The 17,884-nt window shown below is 32.3% G+C and carries 17 protein-coding genes; 9 read left to right on the plus strand and 8 right to left on the minus strand.

Features of this window, described 5'->3' with window-relative positions; all coding sequences use genetic code 11:
* Positions 1-104: 104 nt before the first annotated feature.
* Complete coding sequence (locus JM172_RS14585) at positions 105-452, minus strand: hypothetical protein (protein WP_214483099.1); 348 nt, start codon at positions 450-452, stop codon at positions 105-107.
* A 97-nt stretch (positions 453-549) separates the two neighbouring features.
* The gene (locus JM172_RS14590) at positions 550-1,308 is read right to left on the minus strand and encodes a hypothetical protein (RefSeq protein ID WP_214483100.1); all 759 of its coding nucleotides are present in this window, start codon (positions 1,306-1,308) and stop codon (positions 550-552) included.
* 673 nt (positions 1,309-1,981) lie between these two features.
* Here JM172_RS14590 and JM172_RS14595 point away from each other — a divergent pair.
* Together JM172_RS14595 and JM172_RS14600 are read left to right on the plus strand one after the other, a co-directional pair.
* Complete coding sequence (locus JM172_RS14595; protein ID WP_214483101.1) at positions 1,982-2,410, plus strand: hypothetical protein; 429 nt, start codon at positions 1,982-1,984, stop codon at positions 2,408-2,410.
* A gap of 734 nt (positions 2,411-3,144) precedes the next feature.
* Positions 3,145-3,357 carry a hypothetical protein gene (locus JM172_RS14600; protein ID WP_214483102.1) on the plus strand — a complete coding sequence of 71 codons (213 nt, stop codon included), beginning with the start codon at positions 3,145-3,147 and terminating at the stop codon, positions 3,355-3,357.
* A 1,508-nt stretch (positions 3,358-4,865) separates the two neighbouring features.
* Here the strand turns inward: JM172_RS14600 and JM172_RS14605 are convergent.
* The 3 genes from JM172_RS14605 to JM172_RS14615 form a co-directional block, all read right to left on the minus strand.
* A complete protein-coding gene (locus JM172_RS14605; protein WP_214483103.1) occupies positions 4,866-5,360 on the minus strand; it encodes a hypothetical protein in 495 nt (164 codons plus the stop codon).
* A gap of 78 nt (positions 5,361-5,438) precedes the next feature.
* Entirely contained in the window at positions 5,439-5,630 is a 192-nt protein-coding gene (locus JM172_RS14610) for a hypothetical protein (protein WP_214483104.1), read from the minus strand.
* Positions 5,612-5,803, minus strand: a complete 192-nt coding sequence (locus tag JM172_RS14615) for a hypothetical protein (protein WP_214483105.1) — start codon at positions 5,801-5,803, stop codon at positions 5,612-5,614. Before JM172_RS14615 ends, JM172_RS14610 begins: the two co-directional genes overlap by 19 nt.
* Before the next feature lie 429 nt (positions 5,804-6,232).
* Between JM172_RS14615 and JM172_RS14620 the strand changes: the two genes are divergently transcribed.
* The 5 genes from JM172_RS14620 to JM172_RS14640 all read left to right on the plus strand — a co-directional run bounded on the left by JM172_RS14620 (position 6,233) and on the right by JM172_RS14640 (position 11,581).
* Complete coding sequence (locus JM172_RS14620; protein ID WP_214483106.1) at positions 6,233-6,967, plus strand: hypothetical protein; 735 nt, start codon at positions 6,233-6,235, stop codon at positions 6,965-6,967.
* Positions 6,968-8,211: 1,244 nt separating this feature from the next.
* Entirely contained in the window at positions 8,212-8,385 is a 174-nt protein-coding gene (locus JM172_RS14625) for a hypothetical protein (protein ID WP_214483107.1), read from the plus strand.
* A gap of 304 nt (positions 8,386-8,689) precedes the next feature.
* Positions 8,690-8,905 (plus strand): hypothetical protein, encoded by a 216-nt coding sequence (locus JM172_RS14630; protein ID WP_214483108.1) that lies wholly within the window; start codon positions 8,690-8,692, stop codon positions 8,903-8,905.
* A gap of 275 nt (positions 8,906-9,180) precedes the next feature.
* Positions 9,181-9,381 carry a hypothetical protein gene (locus JM172_RS14635; protein WP_214483109.1) on the plus strand — a complete coding sequence of 67 codons (201 nt, stop codon included), beginning with the start codon at positions 9,181-9,183 and terminating at the stop codon, positions 9,379-9,381.
* Positions 9,382-10,537: 1,156 nt separating this feature from the next.
* Positions 10,538-11,581, plus strand: a complete 1,044-nt coding sequence (locus tag JM172_RS14640) for a cytochrome D1 domain-containing protein (protein WP_214483110.1) — start codon at positions 10,538-10,540, stop codon at positions 11,579-11,581.
* A gap of 267 nt (positions 11,582-11,848) precedes the next feature.
* On the opposite strand, the gene JM172_RS14645 is transcribed toward JM172_RS14640, so the two are convergent.
* The gene (locus tag JM172_RS14645; protein ID WP_214483111.1) at positions 11,849-12,295 is read right to left on the minus strand and encodes a hypothetical protein; all 447 of its coding nucleotides are present in this window, start codon (positions 12,293-12,295) and stop codon (positions 11,849-11,851) included.
* Positions 12,296-12,909: 614 nt separating this feature from the next.
* Between JM172_RS14645 and JM172_RS14650 the strand changes: the two genes are divergently transcribed.
* Both JM172_RS14650 and JM172_RS14655 read left to right on the plus strand, forming a co-directional pair.
* A complete protein-coding gene (locus JM172_RS14650; RefSeq protein ID WP_214483112.1) occupies positions 12,910-13,944 on the plus strand; it encodes a cytochrome D1 domain-containing protein in 1,035 nt (344 codons plus the stop codon).
* Between the two features lie 621 nt (positions 13,945-14,565).
* Positions 14,566-15,396 (plus strand): GNAT family N-acetyltransferase, encoded by an 831-nt coding sequence (locus JM172_RS14655; RefSeq protein WP_214483113.1) that lies wholly within the window; start codon positions 14,566-14,568, stop codon positions 15,394-15,396.
* A gap of 745 nt (positions 15,397-16,141) precedes the next feature.
* Here the strand turns inward: JM172_RS14655 and JM172_RS14660 are convergent.
* Positions 16,142-16,432: a hypothetical protein gene (locus JM172_RS14660; RefSeq protein ID WP_214483114.1), complete on the minus strand. Its 291-nt coding sequence runs from the start codon at positions 16,430-16,432 to the stop codon at positions 16,142-16,144.
* A gap of 431 nt (positions 16,433-16,863) precedes the next feature.
* Positions 16,864-17,169, minus strand: a complete 306-nt coding sequence (locus JM172_RS14665) for a hypothetical protein (protein ID WP_214483115.1) — start codon at positions 17,167-17,169, stop codon at positions 16,864-16,866.
* Positions 17,170-17,884: the final 715 nt, after the last annotated feature.

The following is a 17,884-nucleotide window of genomic DNA, read 5'->3' on the forward strand; positions in this document are numbered from 1 at the left end:
ATGATTAACAATCAAGAAGAAAGGAGAGAAACAACCTATCTTTCCCCTTTATATACATTAGTCAGCTTTACTTTCTTCTTTCCAAATATCTTCATATTCCATCTTCATATAGAATGATCTTTTATGAATACCTTGATAACTTTTTGACTGTCAACACTAGAAGCTTGTTCAATATCATCACCTGTGACTTGAACATTAATTGGTGTGTTTGCAGAATAGCCTTCATCTCCACTTGTATTAACTGATCCATGAGTTGTATCTATCTTAGTGCTGGTGTCATGGGCTGCGCCAGTACATTTACTACTTTTACCTTGAATTCTGTAAAGTCTTCGTCTGAAGAGAAGGAGAAGGATGCAACATTTTTCTTGCGATTGATTCTCCAGATTTTCAATCCACTTTGTCTTGGAGTTTTTTTTCTCAATTGCTCCAAAATTGTTTTCCACTTCAGACACATCCCTTCAAAATAAAAAAGAGACAGTCATTTAGACTATCTCTAACATCATTTTAAATTTTAATACCTGCTTCAATATTCAATAACATCTCTCCATCTTAAATTTCATTATTGATCCATCTATTTACTTCACAAAAATATAGTACAGTGACTCCCCAGTATACAGGGTTATTTAATCCACTTGCTAAACTTTTACCAAGCCCCATCATGTAAAACTCAACTAAGTGTATACTACTGTATATGATAAAAATGATAGTCAGATATCTAGTTCGTTTGTCTTGTGCAATCATTGCAAAGATACCAATTACACTCCCGACAACTATTCCCAAGCTTAACACATTTAAATCATTTGTAATTAACCAAATGACTATTGATAACATCCAATAAAGTAAGAACCCTGATAAGAACATTAGTATATTTTTTCTGGTGGATGCTGATATTTTTAGATACTTATAAAAATAGCTCCATGTAAAAATTAAAAATATCAAGGATGATGATTTGATTAAACTCATAATAATTAGTAAAGTGCTCTCCGTTACATTTCTAAGTTCAATTTCTAGAATAGTAGGGTTGTTAGCAAAAAAATATATACCAATAATAAATGAGACTACAGCTATTAAATATGTTATACCGTAAAATAACTCAAATTTCTTAAAGTGATTATTAATGGACTTTGAAGATCTTCTATAGCCATTAAATCCTATTATACTAGCTATAGAGAACAAAACTGCTTCAATAGTTAAATCGACTAATCCAACTCTATTTGTTGATATTAAAACCATGTAACCTACAATTGAAGTAATAAATGCTAACAGGATGTCTTTTTGATAGGAAAAAAAACTTTTACTCATCTTCACTACGCCTCACTCCCGTTAAAACATAAATTAGTGTGAAATATTGGATTTGAGTTTGTTCTATAGTAGTTATAAATATCAATTATATCCATTTCTAACACTATATTAATATTTCAACAAGAACTATTATTATCCTTTTTTTATAAGAATAGGTAGTACATTTTATGTTATTCCAGAAGTGAGGTAGGATACGATAAAAGGTATACATTATCGTGAATTTTGGAGTATTTTAACTGGCGCCGATAATCGAGGTTCGCCGTTTTCATCTACATAAGAAAAAACACCGCTAAAATAGCGGAGTTCGTTGGTCGTGCTTTGTAATTTATTTGTCATTCGCTTTCCACCACGCTTCTAAATCGACTTTGCATTCGAACACACAACTACGTTCTCCATATTTATTAATGTGAAGTGGCACGTTGGTTTATTCACTTCACGTTGAATCGCCTTTAAGTTAGCAATAGCATCGAAAACGTCATCGTTTTATTTCACGATTCACTCGTCAACTTCGGGCTGTGATTGCGCCATGTTAGATCACCTCCTTTTTCGGAATATAAAAAAGCCAACCGCGTTGATTGCGATTAGCTCTAAAACACCAAAATATTTACTCATCCGTCTAATCAAAACGAATTAATTAGCCATACAATACCCCAAACAAACTATGAAATGAGGTAGAACAATGAGTGCTTATGCTTCAAAATCATCATGTTGCGGTAGTACTACAAAGGCACTTAACACCGTAGAAAAGACCGCTTGCTGCGATTGTCCGGTTCCTACTTGTGATTTTATGGGAACTTATCGTGTAGAAGATACCGACCCATTTCAAATTTACTGTGGAGCTTCTACTCCTACTGGGGTTTTATGTGGGACTATTACTTTAATATCTGGTGATGGCCTTGAAATAAATATAACAACAAATGGTTCGGTTATACCCAAAATTATTCGACCAACAATCAATTTACCTGATAATAGCAACTCTATAAGTTTTTCTTTTCCAAATGTAACCGATATTACAGCGAACTGTTTGGATGATGAGGATAGTTGTAGGATAGAATACTCATTAAGAACAATAGAGAGATGTATAAGTACATCCGTACCTAATCAATAATCCAATCGCCCTCAGACACATTTAGTTATGTTGAGGGCGATTGTTTTATTTCAATGAAAAATTAACCTATACACTCCAAATTACAACGACATTCCACATCCTGCATCAAATAAGATATTTATAATAAAATACCAATTTTATTAAGAAACTCTCATTAATATTTTAGGTTGAGGAACTGTCAAAGGGAAAATAATCTGTTTATTTAAATGACCATAACAAATACACCTTCGCTGGTGTAGTTGTTACAAATTATGCAGCTTTATTTACAACTTGTTCCACAGCTTCTTTCAGATTAAATAGTGCAGGTACTTGTTCCAAATGGTATGTTCCAGCAATATCTAATCCGACCTATACCTTTTTAAAGCCTCCTTTTTATTTCCTTTCTAAACATATCCCATTACAGCACTTGTCAATTCTGCATTCAGTTCCTGGTATATAGGGATTCTTAAAATATAAGATCTTCTCATTAAAAATTACATAATAAAATATAAATATATTAATGTAAATGCACAATAAGAAGTGAATACACAAGAAAATTTCATATTTTCACTACAAACCACCTCTCAAGCTAAAATCAGTGGTTTCATTATTTTGATAAAATAAAAACAGGAACACCTTCGTAGCAAACTTAATTCTTTTGAATATTTAACTTATATAAAACGATACTGAGCGAAAATTTTTTTCCATCTGTTTATTTCGGGCACAAGGTGTTAAAAAGGAGAGGAATAAGAATTATGGATATAAAGCAGTATGAAAAAATATCAGGTGAACTATTGAAAACATTAGGATACGTAGATGAAACACTTAACAACGGGTCAGATAATTCTATTTATGAAATAAGAAGGGCAGAATACCTTTTTGATAGAATTCAACAAGATATTTCACTTATGAAATTAACCATTAATAAGAGAAAAAGGAAATCTAAGCGAGGTAGAATTGCCAGATGAGGTGACAATGTTGAGTAATAATGAAGAACAAGGTGGTAAAGCTTTTGGGAATGAAAATACTACTAGAGAAGTTAAATAAACTACTAAAATGTATACTTGTCCTAGATTACCCGTCATATATCAAACAATTCTTGTAACATAGTATATTGCATTAAACTATGGAGGTGGAAAAATAGGTATATTTAGTGATGAAGTTTTGTTTATTTTGTTATTAACAATACTTTTTTCTAACAAGAGTTATTTCTCATCCCAATTCCTATCTCAAACCCGGTCAGGTTCAAGCTGCTCAACTTGCAGAAGAGAATATATCAGAAATAGTAGATGATTTAGAGAGATTAGATGAAATGCGCAAATAGAAATTCGGTCGAATAAGTCCATTATTACTGAGAAGTCCTCTAAACGACAGTAAAAGGGCAAGCTGTATGGATACTAGTCCATACAGAAAATTATTTTGTAAATAGTATACATTAAAATAACATTTTAAGGTTGGAGCTCCGAGGAATTCATATTTATTTGTGATGACCATGGTAAGTTTTATCTGTATGATGATAGTATTGATTGAATCTGAAACATTAGTCTACGAATTATTTATTAGAGAACCCATTCAAACCGTACCTTTATGACACCTCAGCCTTTAGCAGATCCAGACAGCTTGATTTTGTAACATGGTTATTGTTTTTTTAAAACACTATAATTAATAAGGTGATTAAGGGCTAGAAGCAGCTCTTTTTCCATTTTTTATTTGATTTATTATACACAATAAAAGCTACATTTTATTAACATGAAACATTCGATGGAGATATAATTAAAGATGGATTTTATAGTGAAAAGCCCTACTTTACATAGGGCTGTAGAGCTTTATGCTAAGAAGTACTTTTAAGAATAGCACTTTTATATTTTTTAATCTATTATACACGTAGTTTTTTTGTGCTAAGCTCCTACTTTATCTGTTTGAATGTCTGTTCTGTTAACTTGTAAAGTGAGAGCTATTTTTCAATTTTTTACAATACATTCCATACCAAACATTCTTAGGAACAACGAAGTGTGAGCCTACTTTAACATCGAATTTTTCTTCATGTCCTTCATCATCTTTAAAAATGAATGTACCTTCGCCCTCTAACACATAGAATATTTACTCACAATCATGTCGATGAAACGTTGGTTCTTCATACAAATCGTAAGGATACAGAGCAGCCGTCATATTATCTGTACTTAATATTTCTTTCGAGTTACTTTCGATTTTACTCAAATATCATGCTTCTACGTTTACGATGAAAAAATATAAGCCTTCCAATATTCATTCTCTCACTGCCTTCTTAATCCTATTACTAACAAGAGCATATTATAGAATAAGAGTACAAATAAAAAAATGTGAGAGTTTTACATAATATACAATAAAAGGTGAGTTAATTTGTTGCTGTTTGAGTAAAATGTTCTTGTTGAATTATTTATTTCCAAACATACGGCTAAGGAATATACTGATAGGTATATATAATATAGTATTTATTTTACTGTACCTGATTGGCTATTTTTAATAGTTCTTTGACGTCAAGTTTATAATCACCTAATGCAGTGCTATTTTTATTTGTAAAATACACTAGTTTTGCCTCGAAATCATCATGTGTAATCCATCTAAGTAACTGAGATGTCTCTCTTTCTTCATAATAGGCCATAGTACCATTTTCTAGCATAAATTCTTTTGATTCCCTTGGCGGATAATTATTATTATTCGATTTATTTAATATTCTAGTTAAAATGTAATTGATTTGTTGAGTAGTTTCTGAATTATAGTACTCAAAAGAAAATTGGTGTAAATAATCTATTTTTTTAATATCTATTTCAGTTGTTTTCTCATCAATGTTAAATGGGAATTGAACAGGCTCTTTAAAGTCGTATAATATCTGATAAATTTGTTCTGTTTTTTTAGTGTCTTTATTATAATTAGTAAACTGATACAAGATAATGAATGATAACAATAATAGAAAAATCAACCTTATTTTCATCACGAGCCCTCTTTCTCAAAAGTAAAATATGACAATAAGCAACTTTTAAATATTCCTTGCTTGTTGTCACGTTTCATTTCATTTATTGTCCAAGTTTGAAGTTAGCCTCAAGATCCCATTCGTAAATCCATCAAAAATGTCTATGGTTGCTGGCCCAATCGATATGTCGTTAGCGATTATTTGCCAATTATGAACATACTTACCAGCTAAGAATTCCTCTTTACCTCTATCCTCTTCGTCGTAGTATACTTTTACCGTCTGGTACCCCATTGGTTGCCGTCATGTGCATTAGCCATTTCTACATTTATAACTGTACCATATGAGGTAGACTCTTCAATATCAATAAGGTCAGTTCGTCTACCACCAGTGCTAAGTTGTAGATAGTGGTTTGAATAGTCAGAACCAGCAACTTTTGTTCCGCCAGCAGTCCAGGCTATTCCCATTTTGTCAACCCATGCTGGAGTAAATATTTGGAACAATGATGGAGATACGGCAGAGTTGTATAATGCTGATGGTGAGCTAGTTGATAAATTATAGTAATTCTATAGTTGACTGAAAAAAAAGGACTTATAAAATACTTGTTTTGTAGTTATTTTAACGATAAAACTAGCATTTTATTCTATAATCCCCTTGTATGCCTTTACTCTTCGGAGTGAGGACTTTTTTATTTTGTATTTTAGTACTAAAAAGGAATGGTCATTTTGTATGAGGGCATTTCTAGTACCAGTAGGAAAAAAATACTAATTTTAAAAATATAGGCTTAAGTGACTAAATTGTTATTTTATAGTCACTGTAAAGTCATCTTAGATAAGTATATTTAAGTTGTACCAAACATTTAGTTGCAATATCAATCAAAGAAAGGATGTTTTTAAATGAAAAACACAAAGAAATTTATCGCAACTGCGTCATTATCAGCGTTATTACTCGGAGGAGGGCTCACAGCAATTAACTCTGATGTATTCGCAGCTTATGAAAAATCAAATTCTAAGCTAGTTGAAGTACTTTCACAAGATTCGGTAACAAAAGCAAAAACATTAACAGATTTCGATAATATTCAATATAAAGATTTTAAGTTTGGTGAATTCTTCGGTGGTTTTAGTATTCATTATAATGAAAATGGGACGACCGAAGTAACAAGCTCCGTTGGAGAAACCCTAATAGTAGATAATGAAGTTTTTGATATATACTCAACGGAAGAGATTTTAGAACAATTATTTGAAAATGAGCATACTGATGTATCTGCTGAAGGCGTACAGGAGCTTAAGAGAAAAGAAGCTTCAATTATTCGTATGGATCCATGGACGATGCTTTATAATGAAATTGAAAGTAAGAATATTGATACTGAAGGGAAAACATTTGGGCAATTGTACGATGAGAGTGATTTAAAGAAGCTTGCAACACCTGTAAACTATTTGTCAAAGGCAAAGTACTATGGCCTAGAAGTAGAAGATAAAACAATGGATGAAATTAAAGCTGAAGTTTTAGATTATAATGCTTCCTTAAAACTAAGGGAGGAATCAAGAGATCTACCTTATGACCCAAATTGGTTAGTAGAAGGTGAACAATGGTGGGTTGAAATCTTTGGAACTGAACCTACAGATCAATAGGATTGATAGTGTGAAATTGGAATAATAATAAATAACATAAAATAGATAAAGGTGCGACCTTATTTTTAAGAGGTTTCGCCTTTTATTGTGAAACATACTAGAAAATAGGACGAAAAAGTCGACAGAGTATTTTTTTTCTCTACTTCAAGTGCAGATTATGAGGTTCTTGTTTTGTCTAGACCCTACCTTTTGAAGTTTTATTTTGTTTTTTAGCAAACGGGTCAGTATACTTTATACGATAGTTTCGTGTATTTCCAAGTTGATATGAATGGTTATTTATTGGGTTATTATAATCAGTAAAAATATCAATATGTTTATTTAATAGTAAGAAACACATAACATTTCAAACAAAAACCCCGGCAAATCCCTCTAAATCGCCTCTTAAGCCAAAATCACAAATTTTAATATTTTGGTATTATAGTAACAACCCATTTTCGCCCTTTACGTTCATATATAGTGTAACGTTTGGCAGTAAAACGTTACTGTTTTGTAGCGTTTTACTTTTCTCTCTAAGGTAAGTAACAATCAAGGAAATATTTAGATATATTTATATAGATCTTTTAATAATAGGGCTAAAAATTTATCGACAAAATTAGAGAAGCAGAATATCGTTTTCTAAAATCCAACAGGATATAACAAGAATGCATTTAACTCTTAATAGAAGAAAGTTGAAATCTAAGTGAGGTAGAATTACTAAATGAGGTGATTTAGTGAGTAACAATGTCAAAAAGCCAGTGCTAAAAGGTTGGCTTTTTTGGATTATAGCTTTCACTTTAGGAGTTGTAATTACTGGGTCATTAAAATAGGTAGAACCTTGAGCACAAAAAGTAAATGCACTTTATAACAAATTCCAACTCAAGATGATGTAACTGATGATATATTAGTTTAAAAAATATCGAGTAAAAAACGATACTAGGAATGAGTACATTTAAAGTAATTAGTTAACACATATTAACAACACATCATAATAGACTCAACGAATCAATTTTACTTTCCACACCAAAAGTTCATTGAATACATAACTTAGTATTCAATGAGAATCACCTCATATAGTCTCTACTCTTCGGAGCAGGGGCTTTTTTATGAAAAGGTAATTTCGTCTAAGAGCATCTCAGAAACTTTGATCAATCACAAAATGTTATAAAAAAAAGAAGAATAAGGTCATAGAATTCATATTAATGTTCTATTTCACTCGCATATTCCATAATTTAGAATTGTAAAATGAAAAATTGGGAGGTTTCAAATTGATACTTACATATATTACAGCTTTAGATGAAAATTGTGTAATTGTTACTTCAGCTCAAGAGTCTATTGAAATACCACTAGGAGAAACACTAGCATTTCACCACACTGCGGATTTTAGGATACAAGGAAAGGCAAAAGTCGTAGCAAATTCAGGTACTATTTTCTACACCTAGCACCCTTAATTAACCTGCTATCAATGTGAAAAATGACAAACCTCATCTCCATACAATGGAGAGAGGTTTTTTTAGTTTGTTTGAGTCAATGGACGAAACCACATATTAAAAGCAAATTCCAAGTCACTATCGAATTATTTTAATTTCTCATTTGATTTTAGTCGTAATATAGCGGGATTGGAGTATACACAGTCACAAAAGTTTAATGTTTTGCCTACGAATATAGAATTTTATATTGTTGTAAAATACGGTATTATTTTTTTATGGAGGGTTTGTTGAAGAAGTTATTTTTCGATGGGGTATAATGAGTTTAGTATTATGGCTTATAATGGCTGTTGGTATTTTGATTATAAGTCAAGGTTTTAAATTTGGCTTTCACACGTTTTCAGAATTAGTATTTAATATCACGCTAAATACCTTTATGATTTTGGTTACTAGCATAATAGCTATACCTATTTACATTTTATCTTTTTTCTTACTTGGAGAAAATACGAATAGAAGTGGTACAGAAATAAGTTAACTTTATGGAACACAATGATTATGGTGATTACTATTGCTGAAGAAATTCAGTCTTTTTTGTTGCTTTTTAAAAATGGACAGACAACATTTTGAAAATTTGTAGGTTAGGTAATTCTCAAAGGAGGTAAGAATTTTAATATCAGGAACGAGTTTAGTTGCTTTTTGTTTGTCTTAATTAGTATATAATTTAATTAAGTGTACAAAGCACCGAAAAGGAACGTTTATAGCGCTTTTGTTTCGATATTGCTTCATCACACCAATAGAAGGAGAAGTGAGATGGTTATACAATCTAATATGTCTCCACAAGGAATTGTTGATATTTGGAAAGAAACAGAAGTTGTTTTCGACAAGTATAATGTACCAATAACAGCACAACCATTAGATATCTTAGTAAAGAATGGACTCTTACATTCACTGCTTAAAGAACTGAATTCTGTTGTCGGAAGTTCGACTGCCACTTGTATAGAGGGTGGCTGACAAATGCCAGAGAAAAAGGGGTAGGTTACTCCTATATAAATTGAACAGTAAGGTTTCTTAGAATACAGAAACTCTACTGTTTTTATATTGAAATCTGCTTAACTTACAAAATTTCTGAAATGTCCGGAGACCCCATTTAGCTATATTTATTACATATATGAATGCCTGAGTGAGTTCTAAACGAACATGTACAAGCACCCGAGTCTGGGTGCCTGCAATATTAAAGGAAGTTAAAGAGACTGTAACTGCCTTTGGTCGTTATTGTGTTTATATAGTAAAAATAGGCGTTGAATCTCATAAAATCTGTACCAACACTAAATTAATCATTAATTTTCCCAAATGAATCCAAATAATCTAATTAGGCTCAGTATTTTTTTCACACCCTTTCTACAATGATTCCATATACTTATATATGGAAATATTATGTTATTTGTTAGTGGATCATACTTTATATATATAGAAATACAAAAACCGTGTATTGATCCTTTAATTATTCCTCAGCTACACATTCTTTTTTCCAGGCATCCTCATATTCCATCTAAATATTTTTAAGTGTAGCCTTACCTCTAACTTCTTCTGCACTTCATTTAATACCTATTTGACTTGCTCTTTGAGATAACCAATTAGTAGCATGCTTATACTTTGTTTCACATGAGCATTTATCATAATACTCAGCAAATTTAACCTCAATCTCAACATATTCCAACACACTATTAAACTTCTCTATGTGGTTTTATTTTTTATGTATGTCAATATAAATGGAACTAGTAACTCAACGATCAAATACAGAGCACCTTGAATTAATTCCACCCAATTAATCGCATCCATATTATTTCTTTTCCTTTTGATTCAATGTCCGTGACAATACAACAGTGTTTAGGTTAGGTACATGCCTGGTTTCTAACAGGCTGGAATACATCTGGGATATAGAGGTGTCCCTCATTTAACAACGTTTGAGTCTCTCGACAGGTTAATTAAGGTAATGAGGAATGTACATACTCTGGTGATTGGTGGAGGATTGAAAGGGTAATAGGATAAATATAACCTTAAGGAAATATGTTTATAGATTTAAGATATAAAATGACTTTTATCATGAAATCATTTAGGGGTACTCTGTTGCATACACTTAATCAAACAAATAAATGGAGGTTGGAAGATGGTACTGGCTTATGTTTTGACTAGATCGCCAGGTAATAATATGCTTACAGTTATTGATACGAAGACGCATTCAGTCATTGCAAAAGTGGATATCCCATTTGTAGATGCCCCAAATAATATAGCAACTTCACCAGATGGTAAAATGGTCTATATTACTATCCCTATGGCAGCTGGAGGAAGTGTATCTGTAATTGACACAAAAACCCATTCTGTTATTGCCAATGTGACAGTGGGGAATAACCCAAATAATATTGCATTTACCCCAGATGGGAAGCTTGCATATGTTACTAACCTAAACTCAGGAAGTATTTCAGTTATAGATACAAAAACTCATACTGTTATTACTACTATAAATACGGCTGGAGCCCCCTTTAATGTAGCATTTACCCCAAATGGAAAACTGGCCTATGTTGTTAATAACAGCCTGAATATCGTTTCAGCAATAGATACGAAGACACACTTTGTGATTGCTACTATACGAGTAGACTCTCCATCTAGTAAACTTGCATTTACCCCAGATGGAAAATTAGCCTACACAGTAGACACTGGCTCAGGTAGGGTGTCCGTCATAGATACTAAGGTACACTCAGTTATTGCTTCTATCACAATAGCAGGAAACCCAACTAACATAGCCATTACCCCAGATGGGAAACTTGCATATGTTATCGCTGGGGCTTTTGGTGACACGCCTGTTTCAGTAATAGATGTAAAAACCCATTCAATTATTGCTGAATTTCCTATAACTAGAGCAAATAGCTTAGCCATTTCGCCTGATGGAACAGTAGTATATTTAACTATTGAGTCAGGTAATACAGTACCTGTCATTGATGTAAAAACTCAGTCTATAATAGCGACTATTCAAGTTGAGAACGGGGGAAGCATCCAAGAACCGATTGATAATATCGCTTTTACTCCTGATGGAAAATTAGCATATGTTGCGAACAGAACAGCTGATAGTGTATCTGTGATTGACGTAAAGACACATTCAGTAATCGCAACAGTTCCTGTCACTTTACCGGAGGTAATTAAGTTTATACTGTGATAAAAGCCAGTCATAATTGCTACCTTTCCTGTAAACACAATAAAAGAAGTATTTTATTGTTGTATTTGAACGATTACAGTTTAAGTTCATTTGTCTAATAAACATAATGGATATTCTGGTACTATTTTTAATTTTGATCATCATTTAGTGAGAAAAAACATAATATACTGCACCTTTGAATTGACATTCTTGACATAACAAAATCCCTTACTCAATGAGTAGGGATTTTTGGATTATTGCATTGATTTCAACAGAAATTTATTTATTTTAATCGCCTTTCGGAAAGGTAATGACGTTTATGCATCGGCAATTAGAATTTACTACTAAACTCCCTGTTCCATTATCCAAAACGGATAGACGATACATATGACATCCTAGTGGTGGGTGGTCACAGACTGTATTATTTGGGGTTAATATGTACACTGGATCCCTTTCATCAACCACAACATACTCACATAATGTTGTTGTCATCCCACCTGTAACTCGTTCAACTACATATCTAATATTTAGATCATCACTCGGACTCGTACTATCAACCACCTCCAAGTCGACCATCGTATCAATTTTTGCAACCCAGTCCTTTTCTGTAACCTTTATTGTATCTGTTGTTAGCTCTATAGATATAGTACCAGAAAAATCTTTTAATGTGACCGTCCCAAATTGACAATTGCAAAATATTTCGTTGTCTTTTCCTTTGCAATTACAACCAGACATTTTCTTTCATTCCTTTCAGTAATAGTAGGGGATGAACTATTTCATCCTATCTTATTAGTAGATGTTTGTGTATGTATTTTTGTAACTGACATTAGTCCATGAAATATGAAAGAAATACTGACAATGTCAATGGAAGTAATGTATAGAAGTGATATTATGTTTGATATTTGTTATATAATCCTGATAGAGGAGTTTACAGAAGATGATAGTATCCAGAATTTGTACGTATATATGGAGTATTATCCTAAAAGTATAATGCTGAATCTAATGACTTAGTAATTTTGGGGTAATGGTATATATTTGTTGAAAAGGACTGCAAAGTAGAGTGTTATATAAGGACGATGTCTAAAGTACATTCCAACAGATTCGAATACATTTGAACGATTTTGAGGTATCCCCATTCAACAACGTTTGAATCTTTGGACAGCGTAATTAAGGTAATGAGGAATTGTACATACTCTGGAGTGGGGGGGAGGGTAGCAAGAGTAATAGAGTAAATATCATCCAACATGATTATAGATTTAAGATAATACATGACTTTTATCATGAAATCATTTAAAGATACTCTGTCGCATACACTTTATCAAACGAATATAAGGAGGGTCTGCACAATAATGGTTCTGGCTTATGTGACTAACGAGGGAGAAAATACAGTATCCGTCATAAATTCAAGTACGCATAAATTAATTGCAACTGTGGCTGTTGGGGTTAGACCAAGAGCTATTGCAAGTACTCCTGATGGGAAGGTGGCTTATGTAGTTAATTTTGGGAGTGAACAAACAGCCTCCACTGTTTCAGTTATTGATACGAAAACTCATGTTGTGATTGCTACAGTACCTGTAGGTATTCAACCAATGGAGGTCGCAATTACCCCAGATGGAAAAATTGCTTATGTCTCAAACAATCGTTCAAATAGTCTGTCGGTGATAGATACAAAGACACATTCAGTTATGGCCACCATAAACTTAGGGAACAATAGTTTCCCGAATGTTATCTCCATGACTCCTGATGGGAAATTCGCTTATGTTGCGAATACTGTATCTAGTGTTGTGTCAGTTATAGATACAAAGACACATTCTATTATTGCTACGATAAATGTCAGTAGTAATCCACGTGATGTCGTTTTTACTCCGGAAGGGAAACTTGCTTATGCCTCCAGCTTCAACGACAGAAATTTGTCAATAGTTGATACAAAAACACACATCGTTATAGCTACAGTGATGTTAAGCATTGATCCATTTTTTATTACAATTTCTCCAGATGGAAAATTAGTTTATGTCTTGAATCAGACTGGACAAGGTTCTGTCTCAGTAATTGAAACAAAAACACATGCCGTGATTGCAACAATTTTGGTAGGTGTTCAAGGAGATCGACCAATTAGCATGGCCTTCACTCCAGATGGAAAAATAGTGTATGTAGTCACTTTAGACGGTAGTACCGTAACTGTCATTGATACTAAAACTCATTCAATTATAGCGACCGTTCAATTAGTGGATGGACAGTTGTTTGTAGCTTTTACACCAGATGGGAAACTCGCTTACGTTGGAAATGTTGATGGGACTGTGTCAGTTATTGCCGTGAATACCCATTCTTTAATTGCTACTGTACCTGTCGGTGTAAATCCATTAGCAATAGCATTCATACCTTAAATATGGGAGAATTATCTCTTATTTTCGGTAATCACAATTAAACAAGTATGTTAATACATGATATAAAAGTGAGTATACAAAATGTAAGCATCCTACTTTGGGTGTTTTTTATTGTGGATATTGTTAATAACATGTGGATAAAAATACTTGTCACCTTATTAATATTCATTTTGTATTATAGAAAAATGAATGTGTGTAGGTGAAGGAAGTAGTAGGGAAGTATCTCTAGTGGATGGAGGATTGTGGAAATGTGTTTATAGATCTAAGGTAAAACAAGACTTTTACCGTGAAAACATTTATGGATATCTAGGTGCTTAAAGTGTTTTTTAACGGATAAAAGGAGGTCGGTCTATGGTACTGGCTCACGTTGTGAACGGACTTGGAGTAGGAACGATTACTGTCATAGATTGGAACGCTTATTCTATAATTGCAACTGTCAAACGTTGCTGTGAATTCTAGTGCTATTGTCATTGCACCAGTCAGAAAATTAGCTTATTTACTTGCCCCTGGTAGTGAAGTTTTCAACTTGCTTTAATTGAAGTAAATGTTGTTAACAGGAGTAAGTGTATATTTGTTGAAATTATTATAAAATTAGCAGAGAAGTGAAAGGAGAGACTCACAGTGCTTAGTGATCATGTGTTAAATCAAATTAAAGAACTACAAGAAATATGCGAAACAGAAGAACAAATATTATTGAAATTAAATTGGGATGTATTAAGAACACGAAACTCGAAAGAGAAAAGAGATTTCTTTCATGAGGAGAACGGAAAACTAGTCGGTTTTTTAGGAGTGTACTGGTTTGGTACTAAGATAGAGATCTGTGGAATGGTTCACCCCAAATATAGAAGAAAGGGGATTTTCTCCATCCTGTTACAAGAAGCTTTAACAGAATGTAATAAGGGGGGATTCTCCAGTGTTTTACTCAATGCTCCTGCTGAGTCCGTTTCTGCAAAACATTTTTTGAACAAGAATCTATATACTTATCGCTTTTCAGAGTATCAAATGAAACTTAAAGAAACTTCATTATCATTTTCACCAGATGTAGTGATTCGAAAAGCAAGAAAAGAAGACCAACAACTCGAAGTTGAATTAGATGTGCAATGCTTTAATTTTGAACGAGAAGATGCGATAGATTTTAATAAAAGGATTAAAGAAGAAGAAACGAGATCTTTTTATATGATTGATTATGTTGGACAAACGGTTGGAAAAATCACAATAGATCGCAGCAACGAAGAATCTTGGATATATGGATTTGCAATATTGCCAGCACATCAAGGAAAAGGCATTGGTAGAAAAGCATTAATAAATGCGGTGTTAAGGGAGCAAGAAAAAGGGTATAGGATTTTTTTAGATGTAGAAACATCGAATCAAAATGCTTTGAAATTGTATACAGATTGTGGCTTTGTATCTTATAGTGTTCAAGACTACTATGAAAAACAGCAAGAAAAATAAATCTTTTATTTTAATATCAAAGTAGATCATTATAAGATTAGCAATAAAATATTATTCCAATATTACAATGGATAGGATTCATTACTAGAACCCATTAAGGCTAATACAAGTATTTTGCAATAAGATCCAAAAATAGGAGGGTACTCTTGGCTGTTGGCGTCCCATCCGGGATGGCAGCTTCGATTGAAGAGGAGTCCCTATGAACTTGGAGGAGCTACCGGAATAGGCAGTATATCAGGTTTGGTTTACTCGTTATCCATGAAAATTCCGAACGAAATTTAAGCTCCTGAAAATGTAAAGGATAGTCTAGACGAAGCACTAATGGCTTCTGAAGGATTGCCTTTACTGTCATCTAACGTTTTACTAGATGGAGGGCGGATACACAAGAGTGAAAGAAGGAGATTTATGAGGAAGATTGGAGCCACCAAATATGAGTTTTTATATACCAGATATTTTCCTACGTTGATAGTACTTACTTTGATTATAATATCCTATGTCCGAAAATAAATAAAATAGAATGAATAAGTGGAGATATCAGAAGACATATTGTTCATGCAAGTGCGTTAAATTACGTAGCTCAAAGAGGAAGAAACTCATTATTTAGGCAATTGGCTCGAATTAGTCAAGGGTTTAGCATTTGTATGGAAACAGAAGCTAATTTCAGCGTGTCACAAATCAAGTCGTATAACAGTAGATATGCATAAAAATACATATAAGGACCTATATAGAGGTTAATTTTAATATGTTATTTTGAAATTTCTTTTCTTCTATTTATTATATCTATTAAAACTGCACCCAATAAGGAAAATCCAAATACAATTGACAGAAAAATAATCACAACCATATCAATAATTGGATCATATCCTTGTGAAACATATGACATTTTTAAATAAACCAAAACAATACTTAATGAAGAAACAATAGATGGTATATACTTCATAAATTTTTTTGATTTATTCTTGCTTACTCTATATAGCAAAACTGAAAGAAAAGTAATGATAACTATTACAGCTAGAAAAGTGATATAAGCACTCATATTTTACAACCTCTCCTTTAATCAGATACTAACAGGAAATTCTTTTATTACAAATTTATAAAAAAATAAAATCTATAAGAAAACACCTATGTAGGTGTTATTTTAAATAGCGATAATAGGAATTACTGGAGAGACAAAGGGGAACTAGAGTTTTGACAAAATAATAAAGTTGCTTATTGAAAAGGCAAACGACTCTTATATCCTTGAATTATTCTCTCACTTACTTTACATTGGAAGAAAAAAAGTTAATAAATGTGTTTTTTAAACTAACAGGCGCATTTCTAATAGAAATGCGCTATTTTTGATAGGGAGCTTTAATAGTGAGAATGCTTATAGATATCACACCATTATCATTATTATAAACTACATGTTAGAGTGAAAAATCTCATTGTAGATGAAATCATGATTTTAAATAACGAACAAATAGCTATCTATGAATTCCTATGTTCCCATTGTTCTAGTGCCAATTCGTACATCTCATCCCAAGTTTCAAAAGATGTGTTTGTCTGCATAAATTTATTTTGTTCTGATAACGGAGTAAAGGTGTCTGGAAATATAGAAGAGTAACTCTCAAAGAATTCACTATGATTTTTAAATCTAGTATATTTTTGAAGAAATCCAGAAGTATATAGGTCGGCCGAGTCAATTAAAGTAAATTCTATTTTATGTGCATGATCGTTGGATTCAAGGTGAGGTGGTGTAACTAAACAATCAAGTAATTCTTTTAGGTTTTCCATAATAATGCCTCCTTTCTTCAATTATAATGCTGTTTTTATACTTTATTAGTTGAAATATTGGATATTTTATGAATATTACTTAGTCATTTAGAGGTGAATTAATGTTATATGCTCACGAAAGTTATTTAGCTGAAGTTAAGCAACTAGAGAAGATACAAAGTTGATATGTAAAAACGTACAACACAGAGTTAATTATTATTAAAATGAAGGATTAAGTGGACTTATGGAAAGACGAGGGAGAAAAAAGATTAGTAAAGCCACTTAGTTTATTAATCTTTAAGCATATACCAAGATTGAGACAATATGTAATGCTAAAAAGAGTTGTGATTGTTTTTATGGTAATCCAGTATTTGTTTAACCTCAAGATCTGTTAATACACTATCATGACGATCTTGACCGTGTATACTACTACTTTTGAAATGTTCATCTAATGGTGTTGCTATATATTTACTATTATAGAGCCATTAAAAATATCCCTTTATAATGACATTTTTACGAGTAATTGTATTTGGTGTTTCCTTTACCTAAAGGACCGTTATTTAACCATTCTTGATATCCCTGAATATATGTCGGTATTAACGTTTTAAATATCGAGGCAAAATTTGTATCGATTTATAATTCTAATTCACCTGAAAATACAAATAAAATACAAGCTCTTGATATTTGTTTCAATACATTGGAATGACATGTAGTCTTATGTGTTTATTTAGAGGAT

Origin of the sequence: Bacillus sp. SM2101 (assembly GCF_018588585.1) — a bacterium.
In the GTDB taxonomy this organism is placed as follows: domain Bacteria; phylum Bacillota; class Bacilli; order Bacillales; family SM2101; genus Nanhaiella; species Nanhaiella sioensis.